This window comes from Rhodanobacter panaciterrae, from assembly GCF_014651895.1.
Taxonomy (GTDB): Bacteria; Pseudomonadota; Gammaproteobacteria; order Xanthomonadales; family Rhodanobacteraceae; genus Rhodanobacter; species Rhodanobacter panaciterrae.
This window is the reverse complement of record NZ_BMXT01000001.1, coordinates 489,941-507,129: the sequence shown is the minus strand read 5'-3', so window position 1 is coordinate 507,129 and position 17,189 is coordinate 489,941. Positions and strand designations below refer to the sequence as shown.

The 17,189-nt window shown below is 64.3% G+C and carries 9 protein-coding genes; all 9 read right to left on the bottom strand.

Annotation, left to right across the window (positions count from 1 at the left end; all coding sequences use genetic code 11):
* Positions 1 to 7: 7 nt before the first annotated feature.
* The 9 genes from IE071_RS02220 to tagH all read right to left on the bottom strand — a co-directional run bounded on the left by IE071_RS02220 (position 8) and on the right by tagH (position 17,093).
* Entirely contained in the window at positions 8 to 1,750 is a 1,743-nt protein-coding gene (locus IE071_RS02220; RefSeq protein WP_425503438.1) for a ShlB/FhaC/HecB family hemolysin secretion/activation protein, read from the bottom strand.
* Positions 1,751 to 2,164: 414 nt separating this feature from the next.
* The gene (locus IE071_RS02215; RefSeq protein WP_189439544.1) at positions 2,165 to 2,527 is read right to left on the bottom strand and encodes a hypothetical protein; all 363 of its coding nucleotides are present in this window, start codon (positions 2,525 to 2,527) and stop codon (positions 2,165 to 2,167) included.
* Complete coding sequence (locus IE071_RS02210; protein ID WP_189439543.1) at positions 2,524 to 6,996, bottom strand: bifunctional serine/threonine-protein kinase/formylglycine-generating enzyme family protein; 4,473 nt, start codon at positions 6,994 to 6,996, stop codon at positions 2,524 to 2,526. The genes IE071_RS02215 and IE071_RS02210 overlap by 4 nt, the downstream gene beginning before the upstream one ends.
* A gap of 16 nt (positions 6,997 to 7,012) precedes the next feature.
* Positions 7,013 to 7,726, bottom strand: a complete 714-nt coding sequence (locus tag IE071_RS02205) for a PP2C family protein-serine/threonine phosphatase (protein ID WP_189439542.1) — start codon at positions 7,724 to 7,726, stop codon at positions 7,013 to 7,015.
* Positions 7,723 to 9,345 (bottom strand): type VI secretion system-associated protein TagF, encoded by a 1,623-nt coding sequence (tagF, locus tag IE071_RS02200; protein WP_189439541.1) that lies wholly within the window; start codon positions 9,343 to 9,345, stop codon positions 7,723 to 7,725. The genes IE071_RS02205 and tagF overlap by 4 nt, the downstream gene beginning before the upstream one ends.
* A 4-nt stretch (positions 9,346 to 9,349) precedes the next feature.
* On the bottom strand, positions 9,350 to 12,886 hold the full coding sequence (gene tssM / locus IE071_RS02195; RefSeq protein WP_189439540.1) for a type VI secretion system membrane subunit TssM: 3,537 nt from the start codon (positions 12,884 to 12,886) through the stop codon (positions 9,350 to 9,352).
* A gap of 5 nt (positions 12,887 to 12,891) precedes the next feature.
* Positions 12,892 to 14,256, bottom strand: coding sequence for a type IVB secretion system protein IcmH/DotU (gene icmH / locus IE071_RS02190; protein WP_189439539.1), 1,365 nt, complete (start codon positions 14,254 to 14,256; stop codon positions 12,892 to 12,894).
* Between the two features lie 4 nt (positions 14,257 to 14,260).
* On the bottom strand, positions 14,261 to 15,598 hold the full coding sequence (gene tssK, locus IE071_RS02185) for a type VI secretion system baseplate subunit TssK (protein ID WP_189439538.1): 1,338 nt from the start codon (positions 15,596 to 15,598) through the stop codon (positions 14,261 to 14,263).
* 127 nt (positions 15,599 to 15,725) lie between these two features.
* Positions 15,726 to 17,093, bottom strand: a complete 1,368-nt coding sequence (gene tagH, locus IE071_RS02180) for a type VI secretion system-associated FHA domain protein TagH (RefSeq protein WP_189439537.1) — start codon at positions 17,091 to 17,093, stop codon at positions 15,726 to 15,728.
* Between the last annotated feature and the right edge of the window lie 96 nt (positions 17,094 to 17,189).

Genomic DNA, 17,189 nt, shown 5'->3' with positions numbered 1-17,189 from the left:
TCATCCATCAATACGTGAAGCTGAAACCACAGTAGATGTGGAAGCCCTTCCCATCAGACGCATTTTGCGAACTCAGGGGCACGGCACCGTCGAGATGAAGCGCAAACTGGTTGAAGCGCGGCAGACGGAAGATCAGGCCTGCACCTGCGCCGCTGAGCGTGGCCGTCGCCGGCGTGATCAGCTTGTTGGCGCCAGCCGAGTAGCCCTTGGAGTAGTCGACGAACACCTCGAATTCGAGCAATTCGCGCCAGGGCCGGCCGTAGAACGGCGACACGACATTGCCGAAACCGGGAGCGTCGACGTGATACTCGAGTGAGGTGTAGAAGCCGCGATCACGCAGCGCATCGGCGATCGGGTAGGCGCGCGTGCTGTCCGGGCCGCCGAGCACGAACTGTTCGAGTGGAATCAGCGCATTGTTGGTGTACTGGCCGACGAATTTGAAATACAGCCGTTGCGACTTGGTCAGAAACTGCAGGCGCGTGTAGGAGACCTTGCCGACTACAAAATTGCTCGCATGTTGCGGGCTGACCAGGTCGGGCTCGGCGGACTTGTCGTTGATCGACTTGCGCAAACCGACCTGCAGGATGTCGACACCGCCGAAGCGGCGATCGGTGTGCATCAGGCCATAGGTAAACTCGGCGAGATTGAACTTTTCATCCGACAGGCTGAAGCCCAGGCTGTTGAGCTGGGACTCTTCCGAGATGAGGTGCGCGGTAGCCACGGACTGCAGGCCGTCACGGTTGATGAACTTCCAGTCCACGCCGCCGTAAAAGAGCGAGGTCGGACCTTTGACATCGAGTGCCGCGAAGTGCCCGGTATTCACCTGCAACTCGCTGCGGGAGGCGCCGACCACCGCACTCAGACCCGGCACCGTCGGCAGCGGAGCGCGGTAGGACAACGCGCCATACACGTTGTTGTTCGGGTCCAGCGCATAGTCCACGTTGGCATTGAAGGTATCGCCGATGTGCAGCGGGCTGTCCCATTCCAGACCGGCCTGGGCGCGGTATTGGCCGGTGAGGTCGGTACCGTAATTGTTGGCGCCCAAGGTGATCTTGTACGGCCGCTTCGCCTCGTTGGCGACCATCACCAGGTCGGTATCACCGGTGTGGTCACCCGGCTGGAACGTCGACGCCACGGTGACGCCCGGCAGATCACGTGCATACAGCAGCGCGGTATCGACATCGCCCTTCTGCAGCGGCTTGCCCCGGAGTTTTTCCGCTGGCGCCGAGATGATGTCGGGTTGATACCGCTTCGTGCCCTTGACGATGATCTTGCCGATCTTGCCCTCCAGCACCTGGATCTCGACGATATGGTCGGGGCCGATGGTCTGTGCGGGAAGGAACGCATTGGAGACGATGAAACCGGCCGTCCGGTAGCGCTCGACGATCTTGTCGGCCACACCCTGCATCTCGGCAAAGGTCAACTCCACCGGTCCGCCGGCCTTGCTGGCGAACTGCTGGTATTGCGCGTCGGCCACTGCCTGGATGCTTGCCGGTGTCACCCCGAGGCTCGCATGGTCGGCGACGCCGGTGACGCGAAAGCCCTGCACCGCGATTTTCTGCGCGGCCTGGGCATCGCGATCCTTCATCGGCGGGACGACACTGCCAGGCGCCTGGGGCGGCGACGTAGCCGTCGCTGTGGGCTCGGTGGCCTTACTGGATGTCTGACCTGTCGAAACCGCGCTGGCGTCTTGCGCGCAGACGACCTCGCCAGTCAGTGCCAATGCCAAGGCTGCTGTCAAGCAAACAATTCGCACGATACATTCCCCCGGGCCGCATCATCTTCCAATGACAGCGCGCCTCGGGGCATCCCGAGGCCACGCCAGCTGCGAAATTCCAACCCCTTTGAAGCCAGGCAATTGCTGCCTGTGCCTACCGTTTTCTGCTTCCCACAGAGCGCACAGGATACACCTTCAGTCGCTCAAAATAGCAACTGGTCCTAGCAGATGCATCAGCCATCAAACCGTGACGTGTATCTCATTTATGAGGCGCAACCTCCCCTTGGTGCCAATTATCGTGAGCCAGACTGGCTGAGCAACCCGAAACCGGCCCCCAAGCCGAACCCTGACATTGACACCTAGGCATGACAGATGAAGTGTCACTTCCAATCCTGGTTTCGTTGATTGATGTCTTCCGGACATTCGAAACCGCGAGGACCGTTATCTTTACTTCCCATGCAGCAGCCAATACGCCAGCAGGATCAGCACTACGGCGCCAACCAGGATGGCAAGCAACGGTTTCCAGGCAATCCCCGGCCGCATCGACAGCAGCGTCGTCAGTGCCCGGCCAGAGGCCATCGGTGTATCGCTCGTCGGCGTGGCATGGGTCTGGCGTGCGTGCGGGGTCGTCGTGAAACCGCTACCCGGCACCAGCGTCTTGCGCGCGGTGACCACGCCGTTGCCGTCGTACAACGACTGGAGTACGCGACGGCGGCGCGCACGGTATTCGGCACGCGTGAGCCGACCCAGCCGATGCGCGTCATCCAGCACACGCAGGTCCTTGTTGATGGCCCGTTCGCGTTCAGTCATTTCAGCTCCCTGAGCACCCGGAAACCTACGTCTTTCTGCGGTGAACCACTGTCGGCGCGATGCGTGTCGACGTTGCAGTCCGACCAGTAACTGCTGTAGCTGCCGCCGCGCACCATCACGCTGCCGCCGCTGACCACCCATTCCCACACGTTGCCGGTCATGTTGACCAGACCCCACGGATTGCGCGAGCGCCCCTTCGGCGACACCGGTGCGCCGTTGCTGTCACCACCGGTCGCCGATGGCGGCACACAGTTGCTGTCGTCGGCCTGTTTCCAGCCACTGCCACCACCGGCCGCATGCACCCACTCCGCATCGCTGGGCAGCCGATAGGTGTAACCACCGCTGAGGTCACTCAACCACCTCGCATAAGCCTTGGCTTGATCCAGACTGATATTGCTGATCGGCGCGTTGGCCAGGTCCGGGTCACTCACCGTGACGGCGGCACACTTGCCGCTGGCCCGGCAGAACTGATTGAACTCGGTGATGGATATTTCCGTGCGCGACATGGCGTAGGCCTTGCCGCCGCTGATCCCGGGTACCACCACCAGCAAGGGGCCGCGCGCTCCGTTCATGCTGTCGGAGCAGAATTTGCCCTTGCCGACCAGCTCGGGTTTCGCGCATGAATCCGGCCCTCCTGGTCCCGCCGGCGTGGCCGCCGCGGCTGGCTGGGCTGCCGCACCCGGCTTGCCCGCGGCCACCGGCAGTTTGCCGGGAACGACGGCTGGCGCTGTTCCCGCAACCGGCGTGGTCGGCGCCTGCGTCGGTGTCACCGGCAATGGCGCTTGCGGACCTGCCGGTGCGCCGGCAGGTGCAGCACCGGTGGGTTTGAGCCGATCGAGCTGTTCGGCCAGCGACTTGGCCGACAGTTGACCGCGTATCTTCATGTCCGCTTCGAGCTTGGTCAGTGCCGCGGCGTCGGTTCGGTGCAGGCCATCAAGTTGCTTCTTCAACTGATCGTATTCGGCGCTGGCAAGCGGCGGCTTGCCCGCCGCCATGATCGCGGCGACCAGATCGTAACGGGCCTTTGCCGCGCGCAGATCGGCATTGCCGGCGAGCGTTTTGAGGCCTTGGCCGAGGACATCCGCGGCCTTCTGATAGTGGCCTTTCTGGAACGTATCCTGCGCCTGGCCCAGGTACGCATCGGCCAGCAGTTTCGGTCCGTCAGTCTTGAGGAACGGGTTATTCGGCTGCAGCACCTGGATCCGCGCCAGCGACTGGCTCGCCTTGCTCACATCGCCGGCTGCCACCGCGCTCTTCATCGACTCGATGCGCGACGTCACTTCGGCATCGGCGCCTTCCTGCGCGGCCTTGGCCTGCAGATCCTTTTGCAGCGCATCGAGCTTGGCGCTCTGCGCGATCAGCTGTGCCGACTTCGGCACGTATTTGAGGCCGAAGTCCACCGCCAGCCTGGCCTGCGGCAAGTGCTGCGGATCGGCGAGCCGGGCCGCCTCGCTGGCGATCGCGTTGCCCAGGGCATCGACGACGCGCGCGGTTTCCGGCGAAGTGTCGGCGTGCAGTGTGTCCATTGCAGTCGCTACCGACTGCTGCCAGTCCGGCGTGAGCACCGGTTTCGCGGCCAGCCCAGCGAGCGTCGTGCGCGCCGTGGTGAGCGCCTGCGCCTGCTGCTGCGCGGTCTTCTGCTGCGCCGCAGTGCGGGCACTGGCCACTTCGGCCAGCACCTTGGCGTAGCCAGCCTCGGCCGGATCGAGTTGCTGACCCGCGTGGCCGACGAGCTCGGCGGCATCGAGGTCGCCGGCGGCAATGCGATCGCGCGACAACTTGATCAGGCTGGCATCGACATTGCCCTTCAAGGCGACATAGTCCGGCGAGTTGGCACCGATCTGGCTCTGCGCGCTACCCAACGCACTCTTGACGTCCTGCAGCCAGACCACGGTACCGAGCGGTTTGGCCAGCAGATCGGTGACCCGACTCTTCGCCAGCGCATTGCGCTGCGCTTCGGTGGCCGCCTTCTGCGCCAACTGGTTCTGCTGGTCCAGCAACGTCTGGCGCGTGGCGGACAGGGTCGCATCGCCCGGGAACAGATCGATGCCGAAGCCGGCGATGCTGATGGCGCTGGCCAGATCGCCAGCGGTCTGCTTCTCGGCTGCCTGCGCCGCCAGCACCTGCTTCAGCCGGGTGGCCTGCGCCGTCAGCCGCGGATCATCGGCCAGCAACTTGGCCGCATCGCGGTATGCCGTCGCCGCCTGGCTGCGCCAGTCGTCGGCGTTGTTCGGGTGATCCAGCAGGCCGGTCAGCGTCTGCAGACCTTGTTCGCGCTGCTGCTGCAACTGCTTCGCCTGCTGCTCCTGCTGCTGTTGCGCGGCCAGTGCCTTGCCGAGCTCGTCTATCTGCGCTGTGCGCTGCTTCAAGCGGGCCGAGTCCGGGAACAGACTGCTGGCCAGCTTGAGTTCGGTGGCGGCTTCGTCGACGTGGCCGGCATCGAGTGACTTGCCGATTGCCGTGTCGTACTTGAGTTCCAGCTCGGAGTTTTTCAGCAGCGCGCTGTTCGGATCGATGGCGCGGATATGCGCCAGCGTGGTGACGACATTGTTCGGCTGGTTCTCGAAGATCGCGTCGGCGCCGATCTGCTGGCTGAGTTGGGTGTCCAGCGAATTGAGCAGATCGTTCTTCTGCTTTTCCACCGCACTGCGCTTGATGTCCAGTGCCGGCGAATACAGCTTCAGATCGTCGCGCAGCTTGAACACCTGCTGCGTCCCGGCATAGTCATAGCGATCCTTGGGCGGGTTCCAGTAGGCGTCGATGCGACTCAGCAGGTAATTCTGGATCAAGTCGCCCTGGTCCACGATGATGCGCTTGCGATCGTCGTCGTTCAGTGTATTCAGTGCCTGCCGCGCCTGGTTCTCGTTTGCATAGTGATCCGCCCGCGTCATCGCGAAACGCCCGATCACCTCCGCCACCTGATGCGTGTGCCGATAATTAGTCCAGGCCCAGGCACCGCCGGCAAGCACCAGGATTGCCGGCACGCCGTAGGTCAGATAAGGCATCGTCCGCTCGCGCAGACCCACCTCGCGCAGCCCCTCGACCAGTTCGGCGGCGCTCTTCAGGCGATGTTCTTTGGTGAACGCCACGCTCGCGCACAACACCTTGTACTGGTGCTTGGTCAGCCCCTTCACCGGCGGCGGCTTGCGGCCTTCCTTCATCGCCAGTTCGGCGCTGGCCTTGTCGTAAGGGTGCTTGCCGGTCAGCAGCTCGAAGGTGACGCAGCCCAGCGCGTAGACGTCGTCGCTGGGGACCGGATCCTCGCCGCGAATCATCTCCAGGCTGGCGTAGGCCGGGGTCAGCGCACCCAGCGTACCGGCGTCGAACACGGTCTGCTCACCGACGGCATCGCCCATATGCTTGCCGGCGCGGGCGATGCCGAAGTCGAATACCTTCGGCACACCGTCGCGGGTGACCATCACGTTCGCCGGCTTGAAATCGGAATGCACCACACCGGCGGCATGCGCACGCGTGAGCGCACGCGCCATGCCTTCGATCAGCGGCCGCGCCTGCGCCAGCGGCATGCCGTTGTAGGCCTTTTCACGAATCAGCTGCTTGAGATCGGAGCCATCGACATACTCCATCGTCATGAAGACGATGGTGCGGTCCTTGTCGAAATCGTAGACGCGCACGATGTTGTCGTGCGCCAGTTGCTGCGAGCGGCGCGACTCGCGCTGCAGCGAGATCAGCGAATCGGGATGGCGGCGGAATTCGTCATTCAGCACCTTTACCGCGACATAGGGATCGCGGTCGCGTGCCTCGACCTTGCGCTCATCGCGTGCCAGGAACACCACACCCATGCCGCCGCGGCCGATCTCCTTCTCGAGATGGAAACGGCCCTTGAGCAACGAACCGACCGTGACGAAGTCGCCGCCCTCCGCGTCGGCGATGTGATTCCAGCTGGAGCTGTTGCTCATGCTGGAACCGGTGCCGGTCATGCCCTGCTGCGTACCTTGGGTGCCGGTGACGCCAACGGTGTTTTCCTGCGCCGGCGGTCGCGGTGCGCCCGAGGCGGGCTTGACCATCGTCGCCTCGTCGTCGGCGGGCGATGACGGTGGCGCGGGACGCGAGGTCGGCTTGACCACGGTGGCTTCGTCGATGTCGGTCGGTGGTGGCGTGGGACGCTTGGTGGGCTGCAAGCGGGTAACGTCGTCATCGACAGATGCGATTGGCGTCGGCGGCGCCGGCGGCCGCTGGGTCGCCGGCTTGACCACGGTAACGTCAGCATCATCGGCTGGTGGTGCCGATGGCGCCGGAAGTCCCGCCTGCACGACGGCCAGCTTGGCTCGCAGCGCCTTGACGATAAGCGGCTCGATGCCACCCTCGGCACCCTGCTGCTCAAGCCATTCGAGTTCGGCCTGATGCTCGGCATCGGGCAACGCACCGCGTGCCGCCAGTGCTTCGAACAGGGCGGGAAGTTTGAGTTTGTCGGCCTGGTAGGCGGAAACCAGTTCGGCTATGGAGTTCATGGCTGGGCAGTTTTCATCATGCTTGGAGGCGTACGACGACGGCTGAAATGTTGTCCCGCCCGGCACGGCTCAAAGCGAGCTCGAACAGACTGACAATGAGGTCTTGCGGTTGCGGGCTGCGACGGCATTCGGCATCGATTTCGGCATCCGACATTTCCTTGTTGATGCCATCCGAACAGAGCACGAATGCCGTGCCCGGCTTGTTGGCGGCGATGACCCAATCCACGAACAAGTGCTCTTCGGCACCGACCGCGCGCGTGAGCACGCCGGAACCTGCTGCCGGTGTGGCACCGAAATGGGTGACGTCGTCCTCCTCGCCACCGTGCACATGGTCGCGCGTGATCTGGCGCAAGCGGTCATCTTCGAAGCAATAGGCACGGCTATCGCCGACCCAGCCGCACAGCATGAAATCGCTGTCATGCACCAACATCACGACAGTGGAACCGATCAGGTCGACGCCGCGCGTGGCCGCGGTCTGCAACAAGTCGGCATTGATCTGGACCAGGGTGTCCTCGATCGTCTCGATGAAGTCGAACACGCTGCCCGGCCGAGGCAGCGCGCCGAGGCGCTCGACAATCATCGTGCTGGCGTAGTCGCCGGCCGAATGCCCGCCCAGACCATCGGCGACGACCCACAGACCGACCTCATCGCGCACCAGGATGGCATCTTCGTTGTGCTTGCGGACCTTCCCGGTCACCGTGCGGCCGGCAGAAACGTATCGAGTCGTCATGCGTCAATCTCGATGATCGCCAGCGGCCACCCGGCAGGATCCGCGCCGAGGCCTGCAGCGGTGGCAAGGTGCCGGCTCGCGTCGTCGCTGGATGCCAGCGCAAGACTGTGGACGAGAACTTCCGGCGAAATCTGCATCAGTGGCTGGGTCGCCATCAGCAGCAGGCGATCGCCCGCCTCGACGGCACAGGAAATTTCGTCGCAGACCGGCTGCGTCGTCGCACCGAGACCGGGTGCCGTCAACGAAACCCGACTGAACAACAAGTCGTCGAAATCACCACCACGACCAGCGTCATCGGCCGATACTGCCTGGCTGTTTGCAAAGCAGGGCTGCAACCGACCACGTCGCCAGTGCCAGGCCGCCGCCGTGCCGATCCGTAGCAAATCTGCCTGAGCGCCGATCACCTGCGCAGCGACGACGGCGCAATCCTCCAACACCGGATCGATCAGGTCTTCGCTGGCCTGCCGCAAGCGCGGATTCAGCGCCATCAATCGCATGCGCAACGCCTGCGTGCCGGCCGCCAGTTCGATGCCATCGAGCTCGCGACCGAGCGCAGCGATGGCCGCAACGGCCTGCTGCCGGCGGTCCGGCTTGCCTACCTCGGCTGCCACCAGAGCCATCGCACCATCCGACCGCTGCCATACGCTGACGCCAGCGGCCGGTTCGACTGTAGCGGCAGCGTCTGTAGCGGTCACCGCGGTCATCGCCGCCGTGACTTGCGCTGTCGGCGTCGCCAGCGGCACCGACGCATCCGGCGCAATGCCCAGATCGGAGAGCAGCTCGATGTCATCCGGCAACCATGCGCCAGCCACTGCCGGTGCCGGTGCCGGATGGACCGAATAGGCAGCGATCTCGGGCACTGCCGGTTGCCGCACAACGGCAACACTCTCGAACATACCCAGGCTCTGCCATGGCGCGACGCTGCGACTGGCATCGAGAAATCCGGCATACGCCGCCGGCTGTGGCAAGCCGTTGGTGATCAACACACTCGGTGGCACCCGCTCGGCACCGGCGGTCCACCACAGACACCAGGTCCCGGGTGTGGCCACCAGGCGTGGCCACAGTCCGCTCAGAAACGAGGCTGCGGCATCGCGTGTCGGCAACGGCAGACGCCAGTGGCTTGCCGCACTCCAGTCGACGCCATGCAGGAATTCCAATCCACGCGGCTGCGCGGCATCGAGCGGGCCGGCCAAGGCGGCCACCTGCTCGTCAAAGGCATCCACGCTGATCGCGGCATCGACTTGCGCTGCGTCGTGCACCTGTTCGGCGGCATCGAACCAGCGACCGCCATCGAGCAACAGCTGCGCGCCGGATCCGGCATCGACAGCAACCGGCGCGGCGATGACCATCGGAAAGCAGCGCCCGACCCGATCGGTACCCGGGCCCATGATCCCGACCCAGGCCGATTCACCGCACGCGCCCGCCGCCAGCAGAAAACGCCAGACCGGACTGGCGTGATAGGCCTCATGCCAGTCGCTGTTCAGCGCGCTGCGGCTTTCCGCTACGGCATTCTCGAAGTGGCGATCCCAGACGCCGACAAAACCCGGTGGCAATCGCCGCTGTACGAAGTCCCCGGCACTGGGCAGCTTTCCGAAAAAACCTGCAGCGGGGTTCGGCACGCGCCTATCCCCCGCACCGGAAGCTTGACAGCGCGTTGCTCAGGAACGGGTTCTTGAGGTTGTTGGCCTGGATTGTCACCTTCGCCACATGGCCGCCGAAGTTGAAACTGGCGATGAAGCGCAGGTCGGTCTCACGCTGCAGGTTGGCCGCCTGCAGTGCGCGGAAGAACGCCCAGTCGCCGTGGTAGTCGAATGTCGTCAGCAGCGTGCCGGCCGGATCGTAGGCGGAAATCGAGACCGTGCCCGGTGTCGGTCCCGGCCACTTCATCGCGATGTTGGTGGCGCCGCCCGGCTGGTATTCGTACTTCTGCCCATCGACGTTGATGACCAGCTTGCCGATGCCTGCATCGAGTACCGGTGTGAGCAAGGTGAAGTCGACCTCGGGTACGTTGCCGCTACGGAAGAACATCTGCTTGATCCGGTCGGCGCCCTGCGCTTGCGCCAACATGCCGGCCGAGCCGGTGATCGCACCGGGACCGCTCTTCCACTGCCAGTTGCGGCCGCTGGCATCGACCAGCTTGCCGAGTGTCTGCGTGTAGAAGCTGTCGAAGCGACCGCCATAACCGAACATGTCGCCGAAGTTCTGCAGCGGAATGTCGTTGCTGCTGGACGGCGAGAACGGATAGCGACCACGGGTGAAGTCGGCGCAATCCTTCGCGACGGCCTGTTGAAACTGGTCGTCGAGCGCGCCCTTGGTCCCGCTGGCCACCAGCGCCTGGCTCTTGCCGGTGAGCGCGGCAAACCAGCCGGAAGCCGGTGCGGGCAGCTGTGCAGCGGCCTGCTGCGCGATCAGCAACTGTGGATTCGGCTGTCCTGCAGCGGAACTGAAATCGCCCATCGTCAACAGCGTCTTGCTGAGATCGTCGAGCACCTTCAGCGTCTGATCGATCGGGGCCGCGCCCGGCGGGCCGTCGCTGAGCTTGTTGATCTGCTCGAAGTGATCGCTGATCGCCTGCCCCGGCTTTGCGACCGCTGCATCTGCACCCGGTGCGGCACCGCTGCCTGCACCAGCCTGCGCCAGTGCCCGCGCCAATGCGGTCTGCGTGGCCTTCTTCTGCACCAGATTTTTCGCCGCATCCTCGGCCTTGTCCGCCGCATCCGTTGGCGGTGCGCGCATCAGGTCGTTGGTGTTGTCACGCACCACCTTCAACAGCAATTTCATGGGCGAATTCGGGCCGGCCAGTTTGGCCGCGATGGTGCTGGCATCCTGGATATTGCCGATCGGCTGCAGCTCCAGATCGGCGAGGATGCCGTCCCAGGCCTTGATGTAGTCCTGTTCGTACAAGGCCAGCACCTGCTGCTCCAGATGGGCTTTCTGCAGCGAGTCGATCTTGTTGGCACCGAACACCCAGTCGTCGTCGGTGAATTGCGTCACTGCCTGGTCGATACCCTTGTCGGCCTCGTTCTTGAACGCGGGCTGGGTGAACAACGCCGGCAGCGGATCGGACAACGCCGCACCACTCTTGCGCCGATACACGTTGCCGAGCAGGCCGAGCTCCTTGTCCAGCTGCAGCGGCGGGAAAGCGCCGTTGTCGGCGGTCAACTTGAGGTTGCCGTAGATCAGGGTCGGCAGATCCGCGGTGCGCAAGGTGTTGCGCGCCTGCTCGACCAGGCCGCTGTCCAGGCTCAGTGCACGCAAGCGGCCTTCATGCCCGACCAGTGCGTCGAAGTGCTTGGTCAGCGCCTTCTGCAACACAGGATCGCTGGGAAACAGCCGCCGCCATTCGATGCTGGCCAGTGCCACGATTTCGTCGTGATCGAGATGCTTGGGCTCGCCCAGCATCAGGTAGCCCTTCAGGTAGTAGTACAGCATCTGCGGGTCGGCCGCGTTTGCGGCAAGGCCGGCGCGGAATTGCGAAGCCACGCCCGGCAGCAGGATGCCATTGAGTTCGCGGTAATACGCATCGCGCACCTCGTCGCCGACCGCATTGCCCTGGTACAGGCCGAAGCGCATCGACAGCGGCACGTCGCTCTTGTGCTGTTCGGCGACATCCACCGCGGCGGACAGCGCCTCCAGCCGCTCCAGCACCAGCGCGAAATACGCCTGCTGATTCGGCGCCAGCGACAGGTCGCTCTGCGCCGGATATTTCTGCAACGCCGTCTGCACTTCGGTCAAGTAGGTGCCATTGCGCCGGTAACTGCTGGCCAGCCCGAAAATCAGCAAGGCGCACACCAGCAGCACGCCGATATAGGACGCGGCCTGCAACAGGATCTTCTGGCGCTCCAGCTTCGGGTTGGTGCCGGCGAAGCCGGACTCCTTGAACAGCACGTCCTTGAGCAGGCGCTCGACGAAGAACGTGCGGCTTTGCGCACCCGGCACGTGCAAACGCGACGCATCGAGACCGAACGTACGCGCGACCGCGCCCATCATGCGGTCGATCGGCGTGCCTTCCTGCGTGCCCGAGGTGAGATAGGCGCCGCGCAGCAACAGCGGCGCATCGTACTGATGGCCGGTGAAGACACCTTCGACAAACTGCCGGGTGATTTCGCGCAAGGCGCCGAGCTGCTGCGGAAACGACAGGATCGCCGCGCGTCGGCTGGGGTCGCGCTCACTATGCAGGCGATCGAGGATGCGCGTGTTGAGCCGTTCCAGCAGCAGATTGAACTCGTCGAGGAACTGCTTCGCCGCGGTGCCGTCCATGGTCTTCTCGACCGGGAACGACATGCCCCAGACCTGACTGCGCAGTTCCGGGTTGAGATCATCGAAGAACTCGGTGAAGCCGGCGACAAGGTCGCACTTGGTGAATACCAGGTAGGCCGGCACGCCGATGTGCAGATACTTGGCCAGTTCGTCCAGTCGCTGGCGGATGGCCTGGATGTGCTGCTGGCGGCCGTTGACGTCGAGCGTGAGCAGATCGGACAGGCTCATCGCCACGATCACGCCGTTGATCGGTCGACGCTTGCGGTACTTGCGCAGCAGGTTGAGGAATTCCTCCCACGCCGAGGCATCCGCACCGCGATCGGAATCCTGCGTGGTGTAGCGACCGGCGGTATCGAGGAAGACTGCCTCGTCGGTGAACCACCAGTCGCAGTTGCGCGTGCCGCCAACGCCGCGGATCGCTTCCTTGCCGAACTTGTTCGACAACGGAAAATTCAGGCCCGAGTTCTGCAGCAGCGTGCTCTTGCCGGAGCCCGGCGGGCCGATCACCACGTACCACGGCAGCGCATACAGGTTGGTGCCACCACTGCGGTTCTTGCGCAGGGTTTCGACCGCCTCCTGGAAACGACCCTGCAGTTGCGCGCGCTCGTTGGCGGAGCGTTCGTCGCGTTCACCGCCAGCCGCCGGGCTGCCCTGATCGCTGAGATCGCTGGCCATCTGCTTGGTCTTGCCACGCACGCGCAGCTGCTGGATCTGCAGCCACACCGCCCAGATCACCACGATCACGATGATCACCAGCAGGCGCACGACCGGACTGGCCAGCGGCTGCGATTCGCCGAAGCCGAGGTAAGGACCGCCGAACCAGATCAGCAACGACAGCAGCAACAGGCCGACGATGGTGATGAACAGGCGGGATTTGAACAGCGCAAGGATCTTGCCCACGATGTTCAGTCCTCCGGGGTGTAAAGGATTTCGACGCGGCGATTGCGCGCGCGATTGGCCGGCTCGTCGGCCGGTAGCGCGATCGGCTGCGATGAGCCGGCCCCGCTGGATTCCAGCCGTCCGGCGTTGTCGATGCCCTGACTGAGGATCTGCAGCACCGACCGCGCACGCTCCGACGACAGCGCGTAGTTGTCCTTGAATTTCAACGAATGCACCGGCTGATCATCGGTGTGGCCGACCACGATCACCCGTCCCGGTACCTGATTCAGTGCCGCGGTGATTTCGTGCATCAACGGAACCTGCGCGGCACTGACATCGGTGCCACCCGACGCGAACATGGCGGAGCCACTGAGCCGGATCTGCGCGGAACCGTCCGGCTTTTCGTCGACGGCCAGCTGACCGGCTTGTTCCTCCGGCGCCAGCAGTTGCTTCAGACTCTTGTGCGCGACTTTCGGCTGCGCCTGCTTGAGCCGCGCCTCGTCCGGCGGCACCGCGCCTTTCAGGCCGATCTGCGCGACCTGCGCACTCACCGGCGACGACAGCTCGTTCAGCCGCGTATAGAAATACAGGAACGCGCCAAGCAGCAGACACGCGCCCGCAGCCACGATCACCCACAGCGGCACGTAACGCACCAGCGGATTGCGTCGGTCCTCGAGACCTTTCCAGTGTGGCGCCAGTTCTTCCGCCGCCGGGGGGCGCTGCGCTTTCAGCCGCCGGTACAGGTCTTCCTGGATGTCGGCCAGCTTTGCGCGGCCATTCGCCTCGATCTGGTAACGCCCACCGAAACCCAGCGCGAGGCAGATGTACATCAGCTCGATCAGATCGATGTGGCGCGAAAAATCCGCGCACAGCCGGTCGAGGATGACGAAGAATTTCTCGCCGCCGTAGGACTCGCCGTGAAAAGTCACCAGCAACGTCTTGGCCGCCCAGCCACTTTGCTGACCCCATGGCGTGTTCATCACCGACTCGTCGAGGGTCGAACACAACACGTAACGTGCGGCAGTTATCGTCTGCGCCGCGATGCCGGCGGCCTGCGCATTGGCCTCGAACTGACGTACCTGCTCGATCACCTGCTCGCGCAGATGCGCCGCATTCGGCTGCGACACGCTGTTGCGCAGTTGCACCGCCAGCAGCAGCAATGGGCTTGCCGCCTGCACCAGCGCGTTCAAGCCACCACCGAGGAAATCGCTCATCGCTGCCGGCGGCACCGTGTCCATGCGCGGCGCCTGACCTCTGGCCGGCGCGGCTGCCGGCCTCGCGGCGGGAGCCGGTGCCGGGGCAGCAGGAACAGGAGGTGCTGCAGCCCCACGCGGACGGACTACCGTGGCATCGCGCAGGGGATCGTCATCGTTGGGGCCATTGCTGTTCATGCGCTCAACCTCTGATCGCCCACAGTTGCAGGTCGAGACCGGCGAATTCGCCACCGAAATGGAAGGCGATGCCGCCTGACGTCTTCAGTTCCCGCCACATCGCCGAATTCTTGTCGAACTCGAAATACAGATAGCCGGAGTTGTACGGAATCTGCCGCGGCGCCACCGGCATCGGCGCCACCGGAATACCGGGCAGTTGCAGGTTCACCAGGTCGCGGATCTTCTCGACCGGACCGATCTTCGATTGCGCCGGCAATTGCCGCCGCAGATCCTCGGACTTGAGGTCGGCCTTGGCCGCAAGCACGAACGCGGCGGTGTCGATCAGGCTAAGGTCCGGCACCACCGCAACCCATACGCCGAACTTGCGCTGCTGTAGCGGGATCGGGATGGCGGTCTGTTCCATCACCGCACTGAGGCTGTTGCGCAATGCGACGATCAGCGGTTCGAAGGTTTCACGCAACGCCTCGTGCCGGTACGGCGGAAACGCCGGCGGCCGCTTGCCGCTCGCAGTGAACGTTGACAACTCGCCGGCCATTCCCGCCAGCAAGCGGTATAAATCTTCCGGATGCAGGATCGGCGCCGCGGCCAGATGCGCGATCAGCGGCTGATAGCGGTTCACCACCTGCAGCAACAGGAAGTCGGCGATCTCGGCGGCACCGCCACGATCGGTCACCGCCACCCGGCTGGCCAGCGCCTCACCGCGTTGATGCAGCAGTCCGAGCAACTCGGTGATGAAGGTCGTCAATCGCGGCGCGGCATGGCAACTGAGCGCCGTCGGCATGAAGGCTTCTTCAAGAATGACACGCCGGTCCGAGCGGCATTCCACGATCCGCGCCAGCGGAATCTGCGCCAGCCCTTCCAGCGGCTGCGACTGCGGCAGCAAGCGACTGTTCAAGCCACCCACTTCCAGCGGAGTCAGCCCGTCGACACTCCCGGACGCGTCGCGCACTTCGGTTTCGCGTACGCGGAAGCGAAAGAGCTTCTCCGCCGGCGCCTCGGGTCGGCCGCTGTCGGGTTGGGCCGGTGAGCGCAGCGGCAGGGTCAGGAATACGGTCTGGTCGCGCCAGTTGCCGTCGACCTCCAGCGCCAGCGGCAATGGGTCGTCGCCCGGCATCGAGAACGGCGTGCCGTCCGGGAACACGCCGCGCGCGCGCTTGATGCCGAGCTTGCCGATCGCCAGCAGATCGGTCTCCAGCTCCAGTTCCGAGAAGCCCCAGGTGTAAGGTCGCAGGCTGCCGGCGCGCAGTTCAACGAAACGCTCGAGATAACGTTCCTGCTGCTGCAGATGCTGGGGACGAAGGAACAACCCTTCGCTCCAGACGACTTTGTTGTTATCCGTCATGCGTCGCGCCTGCCCCTGTGAGATTCCCCCGGCCGCGCTGCCGGCCGCCTATTCCGGCGTCGACAGCATGCTGCTGCCGACGCGTCCCCTGGATCATGCTGCTTGCGACCGGTGCGCCCCCTGCGCCCTAGTGATGTGCCGACTTCTGCATTCTCCGCGCCGATTTCAGGCGTGACAACTGTTCTTCGTAGGCACGGGCGAATTCATCGCCGAACAACCGGCGAAAGCACTCGTCGGGATCCTTCGAGAGCCCGTCGAAATTCTCGCGATACTTGTCCCAGTACTTGCCCTTGCCTGCGAATGCCGACCGCTTCGACGAACCATCGGTTTCCTGCTCGAAGCGATCCGGATTGAAATGCACCAGCAGCGATTCGAACGCGGCGCGCACACCGGCGAGCATTGCCATCTGATGACAGCGGATATCGTCGAAGGCGTCCTCGAACGCCGCCGTGCCGGACATGAAGGCTCCGTTCGACGGCGCCATGATCTTCTGCAGTGCTTCGTCCGGATTCGGCGCGAATTTCAGCGGATTGTTCTCGGAACGCTGGATGATCGTGACCGGCAGGCGGAACGTGTTCTTGATCTCGGCGCGGGCCCGCAACACATCCATCACACCATCGACGACGACCCGGAAAATCTGGTCGACATCCGTCGGCAACATCGGGGAGCCAGTCATCTCGGCGACTGCAGCTGCCGGTGTACGTGGTGGTGCCGGAGCGGCAATCGGCGGGGCTGCCGCTGGGACATGTGACGCAGGCGGAGGATTGGGTGGCGCCGGTGCCGGTGACGAAAAATCACCCACCGTCAGATCCCAGTTTTCCGGGAGCGCATTGGCGGTGGCTTGCCGCTGATCGGTGGTCATCGGCGGATGGAAATAGTCTTCCGTGCTGGCCGAATGGTTCCAACCTGAGCTGGCGTTACCGGTGGTGGCGGACGACAGGATTCCGGACGAACCGTCGCCCGGACCGAGAAAGCTCAACGGATCGAGATCGCCGCCGGAGGATGCGCCGATGGCGCCGGGAATCAGATCCTCGTCCATCGGAATCGCGGCAGCTGAAGGCGGAAAGGCAGCCGCCCGTGGCGCCGGATCAAGCAGATCGAAGTCCAGCGGATCCAGCGGCAGCGATGCGGGTGCGGGCGCCGCATGCGCCGGCTCGGGTGTGGCGGCTACCGAAGCGGCATCCTGCAGGCTGACCACTACCTCGAAGGTATCGATCAGCAATCGGTCGCCGTTATTCAGTGCGGACGGATCGCCCTTGATCAACGGCTTGTCGTTCAGCAGCATGCCGTTGGTGCTGCGATCCTCGATGAAATACATGCCGCTGAGATAGCGGATCATCGCATGGACACGCGACACGCCGGACGCGCTCAGCACCCAGTCGCAGTCCTCGGAACGACCGATGCTGCCGCCGACGGCCTCGAATGTCCTGCGGCTGCGGCTGCCGAACTGGGCAGCCTGCTGGCCGGCAACGGCGAGGGTCAGGCTCTGCGACATCGGCACGCTCCCGTTTTCCCTGCGACAGTCGGTTGACTGGAATGGCCGCGTGATGAACCGCGCCTCACATCAGGAGGGCTGAAGCACCAACCAGAC

Excerpts from the sequence above, each read along its gene's own strand:
- IE071_RS02215 (WP_189439544.1), bottom strand. The coding sequence starts at position 2,527 with ATGACTGAACGCGAACGGGCCATCAACAAGGACCTGCGTGTGCTGGAT.
- IE071_RS02210 (WP_189439543.1), bottom strand. The coding sequence starts at position 6,996 with ATGAACTCCATAGCCGAACTGGTTTCCGCCTACCAGGCCGACAAACTC.
- IE071_RS02205 (WP_189439542.1), bottom strand. The coding sequence starts at position 7,726 with ATGACGACTCGATACGTTTCTGCCGGCCGCACGGTGACCGGGAAGGTC.
- icmH (WP_189439539.1), bottom strand. The coding sequence starts at position 14,256 with ATGAACAGCAATGGCCCCAACGATGACGATCCCCTGCGCGATGCCACG.
- tssK (WP_189439538.1), bottom strand. The coding sequence starts at position 15,598 with ATGACGGATAACAACAAAGTCGTCTGGAGCGAAGGGTTGTTCCTTCGT.
- tagH (WP_189439537.1), bottom strand. The coding sequence starts at position 17,093 with ATGTCGCAGAGCCTGACCCTCGCCGTTGCCGGCCAGCAGGCTGCCCAG.